Origin of the sequence: Pseudomonas sp. GV047, assembly GCF_003058245.1 — a bacterium.
Taxonomy (GTDB): domain Bacteria; phylum Pseudomonadota; class Gammaproteobacteria; order Pseudomonadales; family Pseudomonadaceae; genus Aquipseudomonas; species Aquipseudomonas marginalis.
The window spans coordinates 910,128-922,253 of the sequence record NZ_QCWA01000001.1; the positions used below are offsets into that span (position 1 = coordinate 910,128).

Below are 12,126 nucleotides of genomic sequence, written 5' to 3' on the forward strand. Positions count from 1 at the left end.
CGGCGACCGGGCACGTGGTGTTACTTAAGCGGCGTCAACGGCGGCAGCTTCCACTGGCCGTTACCCACCTCAGGCGTGGGCAGGTAAATCCGCAGGATTGCGTAGAACGGACCGGGTGGGGCCGGCAACCAGTTGCTCTGCTCGGCTTTAGGCGGCTCGTGGTGCTGCAGGGCCAGGGTCAGGCCGCCATCGGCGTCGCGCTTGAGGCCGGACAGCATGTGCGAGTTGATCAGGTAGCGTTTCTTGTGGTTGGGCACCAGTTGCTTGGTCTTGGCGTCGTACATGGTCAGCGACCAGAACGCATCGGCCGGTGGCAACTGGTCCTTGGCGAAATGCACGGTGTAGCTGTGGCGTGCGCCGTTGGCAGGCTTGCCCTCGCTGTCGATGACGTAGCTCAGGTACGCGACCTCATCGCCGGAGTTACCGAAAACCCCCATGTCCGCACCGGCGTAGCGGTACAGGTAATTGTTGTTCAGGTGGTCGCGGCTGCCGTACAAATCGGCACTGGAGACCTGATGCGTGTCGACCTTGTCCTTTTTGAACGCGGCAAACTCGGCGCGGGCATCGGAGATACCGTCTTCCAGGGCCTTGCGCTGTTCAGCGGTCAACGCCTTGACCTTGAAGGGCGCGCCTGGGGCGATACCGATCTTGGCGAAGCGCGCCAGCAGGTCTTTCTCGCTGTCCTGGGGCGCGGCGAAGGCCAGCATGAAGTTCAGGTAGCGAAACAGTTGCGGGCCTTCGGTCATGGTCGCCATGGGCTTGGGCCACTCCACTTTCGGAGCCTTGGCCGGCGCGGCTTGCTTCACGTAGCTGCTCAGTGACTGCACTTTGTAGCCGTTCTGGATCTGCTTGACCTTGTTCAGGTCCTTCTCGTCGAACAACTGCGTACGGTAGAGGGCGTAGGCGATGTTGCTTTCGCTGTACACCACCCGGTCCACGTTGACCGGCTGCTGACCTTTCCAGTCAGGGCCGGCGATCATGTAGTGGCCGCCGTTGTTGCCGGTGCTGCGGGTGCCCAGGTAGGCGATGTTCTGCGTGTAGAGATCGATCAACTGCACCGAGTAATAACGGTTGTCTTCGATCCTGGGCAGTGTCAGGACCTGGGGCTCGCTGCGCAGGTCCAGCCAGACGAAGGAGTAGGGCGTGTCCAGGTTCGGGGTGGCGAAGGCGGTGTCCTTGGGAGTGACGATCTGGGCAGTGTTGCCGATGTGGTTGAACGGTGCCTTGAAGTTGGCACCGCCCTTGTCGACGGCCTGGGTGTAGAGCGTCTTGTACATCTCCACCACCGGGTAGCCATACAGGTAGGCTTCCTTGGCGATGGCCCGGGCTTCGCTGGGGGTGGCGGTAAAGTCGGCCCAGGCGCCGGTACTCATGAGTATCGAGAGGCTCGCCAACAGCAGGCGCGTCGGTTTTCCAATCATGTTGTCGCGTCCTTCCAAAGTGCGTTTGACTGACGGGGAATAAAGGCGATGAGTTTCCTGTTTTATTTCCCGAACGTCACGTTAATCCCTGCGAATTATGCGAACTCATCAATGCCGATCCGTACGGCGGCTTGAACCTGTGGGTAAAGACGCACAAATAGCCGCCTCGATGGGCGGCATTGTGTAAAAGAGGGGGGGGGGTCAGGCGGCAGGCAGCATCGATTTGACTTTGTCGCGCAATTGATCGATGGAGAACGGCTTGGCGATCACCTGCATGCCGGCGGGCACATCGATGTTCTCGGCATAGCCGCTGGCAAACAGGATCGGCAGGCTGGGGCGCAACGCTCGCACCTTGGCTGCCAATTGCTTGCCGTCCATGTCCGGCAGGCCGACGTCGGTCATCATCAGGTCGATGTGCTGCGCGGCATTTTCGACAATTTTCAAGGCTTCTTCAGCGTCTGCAGCTTCAAGCACCAGGAACTCCAACTCTTCGAGCACATCAACGATCAACATGCGCACGATGGCATCGTCTTCGACGACAAGGAGGGTGGAGGGGGCTGCGGACATAATGAGGGTTCCCGAAAAAATGGAGGTGCAGGTCTTTAGCGGTTGAAAGACCATTCTCTAATGAGTCGCGTCAATCTCGGCAAGTTCCGTTGGCGCGGGCATTGTGACGGGAATGGAGGAAAATGTCGCGTTAACCACGAGGGGCCGCGAGCTATCAGTGGCACCCTCCTGCGCGCCGTTCAACGCCTTGCTTTTTCAGGAGCCCCAGCCCTGCCGGGGGCCGGGGCAATCCCATGCATCAAGACGGCAAGGGCGTGGACACCATCATTGAAACCGCAAAACTGTCGATCTTGTCTGTGACGATGTCATTGGGCTGGAACGCGCTCACGTGGAATTCCTTTTTGCCCGCCGGCGAAACCTTAGGTTTCAAGGTGCTGCTGATACTGCCGCTGTTGAGGATTTTTTCGACGCCTTCGCGCATGGACTCTACGTTGTCAAACCTGACCATCCCGCTATTGGGTTCGAAGAAAAACCACTCTTTTTGGCCATCCTTGACTCTGATGCCTGCCAGCATGGCGTGATCTTCCGTGCTGATCCTCAGGTATTTTGACGTCGTGGACTTGCTCAGATCGTCAATGATGGACTGAGGATTGAACAGTGAAGGGGTGGCGTTTATATGGAAGGTGTCTTTTGTGTTTACGGCGTAATGCAGTGTTTTTAAATCCTGATTGAATTTGTCATGCAGCGAAGAGGGAGATTTAGTCGTGGAGGCCTTGCGAAGGTTGTCGAGGAATGTTGTTTCGTCTCCTCGGTGCAAGGCGAGCGCCATAGCATTCGATAGCCCTGCGCAATCTCCGTTGGAGGTCAAATCAACACGGCCGAGGTAGTCCGTCTGGGCAAAGCGATTGATGGAGACGCCGGGAAGATTCTCGACGTCGCGGGTAAGCAACGCAGTGAAATACTCGCCCTCTTCAATTCTTTTGGCCTTCAACTCCCTGGCCAGAATCCCCATTTCTTCAGGGGTCCTACCAGGTTTTGCCGCCAATGCCATCAACGCCTCGAAACTGCGCTGTCCAGCGTAATCCGGCAGATCATCCAATGCGCCGTTTCGATAACCCAGGTTGAATTTTGGAAGTGTGTTGGAGGTTCTCGCGCCGGCGATATTCGTTCCGACACTCGCCAGGCATTTATCTGCGACTCTACCGAACAGATTGCCGCGCAGGGGGGAGAAATCCTCGATTGGCGGGCCATAGGGCAGGTTCCGGACAGGGTCATAACTGAACCACTGATCGTTTTTCAACACGGCAAAGCCTTCGACACTTTGCTCTCCGACCTTATAAGACCCTATCAGCGTCGGGCCATGTTCCTTGTTTGCGGCCTTCAACAGGTCATAGCTTCCGGACGCGCCACGCACCTTGTTGATCAGTAACTGCCCGGAATCGCCGAGAAATCTTGCGCCGCGCGTGGCCAGCTTGGCGGCTCCCGTCGCCGCGCTCCTCACTCCGCTCAACGGGTTGAGCGAGCTGATAAGGCTACTGCCGATGACGCGACCCGCCTGCAGTGCCTTCATGGCAGCGGACGCCGAGGATGAAGCCACCTTGGCGACCTTTGCGCCCGCACCGTAGCCCGCGGTCAGCAGCCCCAGCGCATCCAGGCCAAGGTCCATGAGCCCGGCTTCATAGTCACCGTCGCGGAAGTTGACAATGGCCGATCTCAAGGGAATCAAGTTGAGAGAAAACTGCCTCAGTCGCTCATCATTTTCTTTCTGCTGATCGAGTGTGGTGCTTCCATTGGCTTGCTGCCATTGGCTTTCGATATCAAGGTGCTCAAAAAAAGCGCCTGCCAGGTCGTGTGTTCGGGCAGAGGTGAAACTCGATGGGGGACGAGAAGGGTCCTCCGGCGGCTGTTCTTGCCCGAGCCGGTCCTGATGCCCAGGGGTGAACTTTTCGACTTTGGTCAATATATTCGCGTCGCGCCATTCACCCCGCGTAATGGCTGCCTCACTCTGTCGCTTGACGATGCGTTTGTTCCGGACATCGATCTCATAAACATTGACCTCGGTTTTTCCGTCAACCTGCCTTTCGGTTCTTACCAGCAATTCGTTGAGCTTGGATTGGAAAGCGGCCGGGTTTATGAAACCCCTGCCAATCTTGTATTGGTTGTATTGAAATAATTCGATTTTACCGAACTCCAGGTTTTTCCGATCTTCCAGTGGCAGCTCGGAAATCATGTGTTTTACCTGGGTCTGAATGCCATCTTTGAGTGATTGAATTGCCGATTCGTATTGCCCCAGGAATGTCCCATTGACGTTGAGCCTGGGTTGCTGGTTGATCGCGTGGATAGGAAGGCCAGGGTCGTCGGTTCTCCAGTTGACGTTAATGCCCATCATGGCCATGTCCAGCATCGAGTGCTTGCCAGGCAGTTGCCTGGCCTCGTCATCGGAAACGGTTGAGAGACTTTTTGACTCAAAGTCGATGCCCTCGCCAAAGTGCTCCTTGAGCTTTTCCAGGGCGATGGCTTTTCTGCTTGGAGTCTCGGCCATCAATGATTGGGAGGCCTTGACTCTGGCGCTTAACTGCTCATTGAACGCGGTCCGGATGCTGTCCACTTCCTGAGGGGTGTAGGAGGCATCGTCCTTCTTTGCGACCAGTCCGTTGGACACGCCCCAATCCAGCAACAAGGGCGTGATGATGTGCTCCGCTGGATCATTCAGGGCTTGTGCGGCACTCATGACCTGGCCGTAGCTCATCCGGGATGCCGTCCCCGGGGCACTCGCCTCGACCTTGGCCACCGCCAGGCAGAAACTCACCCAGGCCTGGCTGCCGTTGACCAGCGAGCCGGGAATATCCCTGACCAGGAACTGGGGCGCTGTACGTGACAGCAACAGGTGAGTGGCCAGCTTGGCCGTGGCTGGCGTAGCCCGGCCTTTAGCCACCAGATGATCACTGAGCCCCTGGACGATGGCTGACGGTGGCAGGCCCCAATAGTTTTGATGGCCCAAGTCAAAGCCAGCGATTGAATTTCTCACAGGCAACACGACGGACTCACGATCGAGACCGATGTGAAGGGCGGCCAACAGGTAGTCGCTGATACTGGTGGGCGTGGCGATTCCATTCAGCCCGCCCTGGATTGTCTGCCCTATGGTCTGGGCCATGGGGGACTTGAGCAGGGTGTCCAGCGCCCTCGCGGGGTCTTGCAGTTCGACATCCGAAAGCGCGCTGGCCTTGATAAGCGCACCCAGCGCCCCTTTGGCCAGCTCTGCCCGAGCTAAGGAGGGCTCTGCCTGGATAATGCGGCGCAGGATGCCGGACTCGACGATGACCCGTATCTTGCGGCGTTGTTCCTGGGTCAGGGGAAGGGGCCAGGATAAGCCTCCGCCGAGATCACCCAGCGGCGGTTCCAAGGCGCGGGCGTTCGCGGCATCTGCCAGGTGAAGCAGGTCGGCTCGGGTTTCAGGGATAGGTAAATCATGGTGCTTGATAAAGCTTTCCAGGTTGACAGTGGAGTCGCTGCCCGGAGCGCCGGACGCGTGAAAGGCCGAGTGTGGATCAATGACTGTTTGAGTGGTTTTCAAATGTGACAACACGGCGGCTGGAGCCGCGTCCTCTCCCAGGCTCTTCGTCGCCTCGGTGAGCTGGTGCGCGAGGTTTTTCCAGTTCTGTGCGTTTGCCTGTGCGCGTGCTTGGGGTGAAAGAGGCTGCGATTCATCCGCGGAGCGTCGTGCAGATGTGGCGACGGGGTCGCTGTGGGTGGACAGGGTGTTACCAGGGGTGGCCTGCGACTGAGCAGGCGTCGATGCAATGGAGTGATCTATAACCGAGGGGCGTGGTTGGAAGCTCAATGAGGATGCCATCTTCATTACCTGTGGTTGTTGGTCCTCCCTGGACCTGCTTCAGACCTCCGTTGAGTGTCGGGAGCGCACCAAGGTGTTCCTCCGGCATTGGTTCCATAAATGTCGGGCGTCGGCGGTGGCAAGTTGGGCGTGTTCATGGGTTTAAACCTTAATCCGCGTCAGAAACGTAGCCCTCTACCGACACTTTGGGGCAAACTCCCGGTTTTTCCCTATTTGGCCAAGGCATGCCCATGACTCCCGCGTCGTCCGTCGATGAAAAGAGCTTTCGTACACTGCTCAGCCGAAACGTGGCATTGCCCCTGGGTGTGGGCGTGCTCAGCGCGGTGTTTTTCGTCTGTCTGATCACCTATTTGCTCTCGGTGATCCAGTGGGTGGAACACACGGACCGGGTCATCAACAACCTCAATGAGTCGTCCAAGCTGACCGTCGATCTTGAAACCGGCATGCGTGGTTTCCTGATCACCGGGGACGAGCACTTCCTCGACCCGTACGAAGTGGCCAAGCCGCGCATCATTGCCGACCTGCGTAACCTGCAGGAGCTGGTGGCGGACAACCCGCAACAGGTGGACCGTCTGAAACGCCTGGAAGCCCTGCAAGCCGAATGGAACAAATACGCCCAGTCGATGATCGACCTGCAGCGCCAAAGTGGTGACTATCGCAACGCCGTGAAGTCCGGCCGCGGCAAGCGCCTGACCGACGAAATCCGCAAGGAATACGAAGACGCGGTGGCGATGGAGCAGCAGTTCCGGATCACTCGCAATGAACAGGTCACGCGCACCACGGTGATCAGCGTCACCCTCTATCTGTTGTTCGTTCTCGGCCTGAGCGGGATCCTGGCGTATATCGGTAGAAAAAATTTACTTTCTCTGTCAGATAGTTACAGCGCAAACCTCGCGTCACAACAGAAGATTGCGCAGCGTCTGGAGCGGCAGGCCTGGCTGCGTAACGGCCAGACCGAACTGGCCGAACAAGTGCTCGGTCAACTCACCCTCAACATGCTCGGACGCAATATCCTGCAGTTCTTTGCCCAGTACATGGGCTCAGCGGTGGCGGCGCTGTATGTACGCGAAGAGCACGGCGGCCTCAAGCGTGTGGCCACCTATGGCTTCTCCCGCGAGCAGGAACAGCTGGAGCAGTCGATCTACAGCGATGAGGGCATCGTTGGGCAGGCCGCCCAGCTCGATCGCCTGATTCGCCTGGACGACGTGCCGGTGGACTACTTCAAGGTCAGCTCCGGCCTGGGCGAAGGCTCGACCCGCAGCGTGCTGGTGGTTCCGACCAGCGATGACGACCGCGTCAACGGTGTGATCGAACTGGGCTTTTTGCGCCCGCTGGAGGAGCGCGACGTCGAACTGCTGGAGCTGATCGCCGGCAATATCGGCACCTCCATCGAGGCCGCCCGTTATCGCCAACGCCTGCAGGAAGTGCTGGCCGAAACCCAGCAGCTCAACGAAGAACTGCAGGTACAGCAGGAAGAACTCAAGACCGCCAACGAAGAACTCGAAGAACAGTCGCGCATTCTCAAGGAGTCCCAGGCTCACCTGGAAACCCAGCAGGCCGAGCTGGAGCAGACCAACGAGCAACTGGCCGAACAGACCCAGACCCTGGCCGAGCAGCGCGACGCCATGGACCGCAAGAACGTCGAACTCAACCAGGCCCAGCTGGAGCTGGAAGATCGCGCCGATGAATTGCAGCGCTCCAGCAAGTACAAGTCCGAGTTCCTCGCCAATATGTCCCACGAACTGCGCACGCCGCTGAACAGTTCGTTGATCCTGGCCAAGTTGCTGGCGGAAAACCCCCAGGAAAACCTCAGCGCCGAACAGGTCAAGTTTGCCGAGTCGATCTATTCGGCGGGCAATGACCTGCTCAACCTGATCAACGACATCCTGGATATTTCCAAGGTGGAAGCCGGCAAGCTGGAAGTGCGCCCGGAAAACTCAAGCGTCACGCGCCTGGTCGATGGCCTGCGCGGGATGTTCGAACCGTTGGCCGCCGACCGTAAGCTGGGCTTCCAGGTGCAGGTGCAGGCCGATGCACCGATCATGCTGTTCACCGACCGCCAGCGCCTGGAGCAGATCCTCAAGAACCTGCTCTCCAACGCGATCAAGTTCACCGAGCAAGGCGAGGTCAGCCTGTCGGTGTCCCGCGCGCCGGGGGAAGGCATCGCCTTTACCGTGCGCGATTCGGGCATCGGGATTGCCCCGGACCAGCAGGAAAGCATCTTCGAGGCGTTCCGCCAGGCCGATGGCACCACCAACCGCCGTTACGGCGGCACGGGCCTGGGCCTGTCGATTTCCCGCGACCTGGCCGCGTTGCTTGGCGGCTATATCAGCGTGACCAGCGAACCCGGCAAAGGCAGTACCTTTACCCTGGTGCTGCCGGAGCAGTATGTCGAACGCGAGGAAGATGCCGCGCCGATCGAGCAACCGCGCCAGGTGGTGACAGCGCCCGCACCCACGCCCATCGCAATTTCGCCGCTGCCGGTGGCCGACACCAGGCAGATCCCGCGCTTCGCCGATGACCGCGACAAGGCGCCGTTCACCACCCGCTGCATCCTGGTGGTGGAGGACGAACCGAACTTCGCCCGCATCCTGTTCGACCTGGCCCATGAGCTGGGTTACCAGTGCCTGGTGGCCCACGGCGCGGACGAGGGCTACAGCCTGGCCGAGGAGTACATTCCCGATGCAATCCTGCTGGACATGCGCCTGCCGGACCATTCCGGGCTCACCGTGCTGCAACGCCTCAAGGAGCACGCCAACACGCGCCATATCCCGGTGCACGTGATTTCCGTGGAAGACCGTGTCGAAGCCGCCATGCACATGGGCGCCATCGGCTATGCGGTAAAACCGACGACGCGCGAAGAGCTCAAGGACGTGTTTGCGCGCCTTGAGGCCAAGCTGACCCAGAAGGTCAAGCGCGTACTGCTGGTGGAGGACGATGACCTGCAGCGCGACAGCATTGCCCGCCTGATCGGCGACGATGACATCGAAATCACCGATGTCGGCTACGCCCAGGCCGCCCTGGAGCTGCTGCGCACCAACGTCTATGACTGCATGATCATCGACCTCAAGCTGCCGGACATGCTGGGCAACGAGTTGCTCAAGCGCATGGCCACCGAAGATATCTGCTCGTTCCCGCCGGTGATCGTCTACACCGGGCGCAACCTGACCCGCGATGAAGAGGCCGAACTGCGCAAGTATTCGCGCTCGATCATCATCAAGGGCGCCCGTTCGCCAGAGCGCCTGCTCGACGAAGTCACACTCTTTCTGCACAAAGTCGAATCCCAGCTGTCCCATGACCGCCAGAAGATGCTCAAGACCGCCCGCAGCCGCGACAAGGTATTCGAGGGGCGCAAGATTCTGTTGGTGGACGACGATGTGCGTAACATCTTCGCCCTGACCAGCGCCCTGGAGCATAAAGGTGCCGTGGTGGTGATCGGGCGTAACGGCCGCGAAGCCATCGAGAGACTCAATGAAGTCGACGATATCGACCTGGTGCTGATGGACGTGATGATGCCGGAGATGGACGGCTACGAGGCCACGGCCTTGATCCGCCAGGACCCGCGCTGGAAGAAACTGCCGATCATCGCGGTGACGGCCAAGGCCATGAAAGACGACCAGGAGCGCTGCCTCGCGGCGGGTTCCAACGATTACCTGGCCAAGCCGATCGACCTGGATCGCCTGTTCTCGCTGATTCGCGTGTGGCTACCGAAGATGGAACGCATTTAAGTGGAGCAACGTTTTTTGGAGAAGAGCAGCGATATTGAGCTGCGCCTGTTGATCGAGGCGATTTACCTCAAGTACAGCTACGACTTTCGCGACTACTCCGGCGCGTCGGTCAAACGCCGCGTGGCCCATGCCTTGCGCCAGTTCGACTGCGCTACGATTTCTGCGCTGCAGGAGCGGGTGTTGCATGACCCGGCAGCGTTCATGCAGTTGCTGCAGTTCCTGACGATCCCGGTGAGCGAGATGTTTCGCGACCCGTCGCACTTCCTGGCCATTCGCCAGGAAGTGGTGCCGCTGCTCAAGACTTACCCGTCGATCAAGGTCTGGATTGCCGGCTGCAGCACAGGCGAGGAGGTGTACTCCATGGCCATCCTGCTGCGTGAGGAAGGGCTGCTGGAACGCACGATCATCTATGCCACCGACATCAACCCCGCGTCCCTGGATAAAGCCAAGCAAGGCATCTTCTCCCTGGAGAACGTGCGGGCCTACACCGCCAATTATCAGCAGGCCGGGGGGCAGCGATCATTTGCCGACTACTACACGGCGGCTTACGATTACGCGATCTTCGACAAATCGTTGCGTGAGAATGTGACCTTCGCCGACCACAGCCTGGCGACCGACAGTGTATTCTCAGAAACTCAATTAATTTCATGTCGTAACGTTCTGATCTACTTCAATAAAAAATTGCAGGATCGAGCGTTTGGATTGTTTCACGAGTCGCTGTGCCATCGCGGCTTCCTGGTCCTGGGCAGTAAGGAAACCCTGGACTTTTCCGCCTACAGCAAGCAATTCGAACCCTTGGTCAAGCAGGAACGGATCTACCGCAAATCATGAACGACGTTGCCGCCAACCCGATTCGCGGGATTGAAGCCATCGTCGTCGGCGCCTCCGCCGGCGGCGTCGAGGCGTTGCTGAGTATTTTCAGCGAACTGCCCGACACCTTCGGCCTGCCGATCATTGCCGTATTGCACCTGCCGGATGAGCGCCGCAGCCAACTGGCGGAAGTCTTTGCGCGACGCCTGCCGATTCCGGTAAGGGAAGGGCAGGACAAGGAAGCGATCCAGGCGGGCACGTTGTATTTCGCCGGGCCCGGTTATCACCTTTCGGTCGAGCATGACCGCAGCCTGTCCCTCAGCCAGGAAGAGCGGGTACACCATTCCCGGCCGGCGATCGACTACCTGTTTGCCTCCGCCGCCGATGCCTATGGCAAGGGCCTGCTGGCGATTTTGTTGACGGGGGCCAATCAGGACGGCGCCCACGGGCTGGCCCATGTCAAGCACTCGGGCGGTACCACGGTGGTCCAGGACCCCAGCGAAGCACGGATTGCCGTGATGCCGCGGGCGGCCCTGGCCCTGCACACCCCTGACCATATTCTGACCCTGAGCCACATTGCCGCATTGCTGGCTTCCCTGGAATCCTCCCCATGTTAAGTACTGTCCAGGCCAAACTGCTGATCGTCGATGATCTGCCGGAAAACCTGCTGGCCCTCGAAGCGTTGATCAAGCGCGAGGACCGTCAGGTCTTCAAGGCTTTGAGCGCCGATGAAGCCTTGTCCCTGTTGCTGGAACACGAGTTCGCCATGGCGATTCTCGATGTGCAGATGCCCGGCATGAACGGGTTCGAGCTGGCCGAACTGATGCGCGGCACCGAGAAAACCAAGAACATCCCGATTGTGTTCGTCAGCGCCGCCGGCCGTGAACTCAACTATGCGTTCAAGGGCTATGAAAGTGGCGCCGTGGACTTCCTGCACAAGCCGCTGGATATCCACGCGGTCAAGAGCAAGGTCAATGTGTTTGTCGACCTGTACCGCCAGAGCAAGGCGATGAAGCAGCAAGTCGAAGCCCTGGAACGCAGCCGCCGCGAGCAGGAGCTGTTGCTCACGCGCCTGCAGGCCACCCAGGCCGAGCTGGAGCAGGCAGTGCGCATGCGCGACGACTTCATGTCGATCGTCGCCCACGAGGTGCGTACGCCCCTTAACGGCCTGATCCTCGAAACCCAGCTGCGCAAGATGCACCTGGCCCGGGATAACGCCGCCGCGTTCACTCTGGACAAGATGCACGCCATGGTCGACCGCGATGAGCGCCAGATCCAGAGCCTGATCCGCCTGATCGAAGACATGCTCGACGTCTCGCGTATCCGCACCGGCAAACTGTCGATACGCCCGGGGCGCTTCGACCTGGCGCAATTGGTGAGCAACCTGGTGGAGAATTTCGCACCGCAGGTAGCCGCCGCCGAATCGTCGATGCACCTGGCGGCCGAGGGGCCGGTGGTGGGCAATTGGGATGAGTTTCGTATCGAACAGGTGGTCACCAACCTGCTGACCAACGCCCTGCGCTACGGGGCCAAGAGCCCGGTGGAGGTGCGCGTGTATACCGAGCATGGCGAAGCCAGGGTAGAAGTGCGTGACCACGGGATCGGCATCAGCGAAGAGAACCAGAAGCGTATTTTCCAGCAGTTCGAACGGGTGTCAGCCAGCCAGGTTGCCGCGGGACTGGGCCTTGGGTTGTTTATTTCCGAACAGATCGTGGCCGCCCATGGCGGCACCATCGAGGTCGAGAGCCAGATAGGCCAGGGCGCCTTGTTCCGGGTGTGCCTGCCCCTTGAACCGTCGGCATGAAAT

General features: G+C 59.4%; 7 protein-coding genes. 4 read left to right on the forward strand and 3 right to left on the reverse strand.

Annotation, left to right across the window (positions count from 1 at the left end; all coding sequences use genetic code 11):
• Positions 1-20: 20 nt before the first annotated feature.
• The 3 genes from C8K58_RS04215 to C8K58_RS04225 form a co-directional block, all read right to left on the reverse strand.
• Complete coding sequence (locus C8K58_RS04215) at positions 21-1,421, reverse strand: DUF1254 domain-containing protein (protein WP_027606558.1); 1,401 nt, start codon at positions 1,419-1,421, stop codon at positions 21-23.
• 201 nt (positions 1,422-1,622) lie between these two features.
• The gene (locus C8K58_RS04220) at positions 1,623-1,988 is read right to left on the reverse strand and encodes a response regulator (protein WP_092357991.1); all 366 of its coding nucleotides are present in this window, start codon (positions 1,986-1,988) and stop codon (positions 1,623-1,625) included.
• Positions 1,989-2,226: 238 nt separating this feature from the next.
• Positions 2,227-5,781: a hypothetical protein gene (locus C8K58_RS04225; protein WP_133822104.1), complete on the reverse strand. Its 3,555-nt coding sequence runs from the start codon at positions 5,779-5,781 to the stop codon at positions 2,227-2,229.
• 230 nt (positions 5,782-6,011) lie between these two features.
• On the opposite strand from C8K58_RS04225, the gene C8K58_RS04230 reads away from it, so the two are divergent.
• Genes C8K58_RS04230 through C8K58_RS04245 form a run of 4 tightly spaced genes read left to right on the forward strand, consistent with a single transcriptional unit; the run spans position 6,012 to position 12,123 of the window.
• On the forward strand, positions 6,012-9,509 hold the full coding sequence (locus C8K58_RS04230) for a response regulator (RefSeq protein ID WP_027605880.1): 3,498 nt from the start codon (positions 6,012-6,014) through the stop codon (positions 9,507-9,509).
• A complete protein-coding gene (locus C8K58_RS04235; RefSeq protein WP_169899613.1) occupies positions 9,510-10,340 on the forward strand; it encodes a protein-glutamate O-methyltransferase CheR in 831 nt (276 codons plus the stop codon). It abuts the gene before it with no gap.
• Positions 10,337-10,936: a chemotaxis protein CheB gene (locus C8K58_RS04240; protein ID WP_027605878.1), complete on the forward strand. Its 600-nt coding sequence runs from the start codon at positions 10,337-10,339 to the stop codon at positions 10,934-10,936. The genes C8K58_RS04235 and C8K58_RS04240 overlap by 4 nt, the downstream gene beginning before the upstream one ends.
• On the forward strand, positions 10,930-12,123 hold the full coding sequence (locus tag C8K58_RS04245) for a hybrid sensor histidine kinase/response regulator (RefSeq protein WP_027605877.1): 1,194 nt from the start codon (positions 10,930-10,932) through the stop codon (positions 12,121-12,123). The genes C8K58_RS04240 and C8K58_RS04245 overlap by 7 nt, the downstream gene beginning before the upstream one ends.
• Positions 12,124-12,126 lie beyond the last annotated feature (3 nt).

Coding starts and splice junctions, on each gene's coding strand:
- C8K58_RS04215 (WP_027606558.1), bottom strand. CDS start 1,421: ATGATTGGAAAACCGACGCGCCTGCTGTTGGCGAGCCTCTCGATACTC.
- C8K58_RS04220 (WP_092357991.1), bottom strand. CDS start 1,988: ATGTCCGCAGCCCCCTCCACCCTCCTTGTCGTCGAAGACGATGCCATC.
- C8K58_RS04225 (WP_133822104.1), bottom strand. CDS start 5,781: ATGGCATCCTCATTGAGCTTCCAACCACGCCCCTCGGTTATAGATCAC.
- C8K58_RS04230 (WP_027605880.1), top strand. CDS start 6,012: ATGACTCCCGCGTCGTCCGTCGATGAAAAGAGCTTTCGTACACTGCTC.
- C8K58_RS04240 (WP_027605878.1), top strand. CDS start 10,337: ATGAACGACGTTGCCGCCAACCCGATTCGCGGGATTGAAGCCATCGTC.
- C8K58_RS04245 (WP_027605877.1), top strand. CDS start 10,930: ATGTTAAGTACTGTCCAGGCCAAACTGCTGATCGTCGATGATCTGCCG.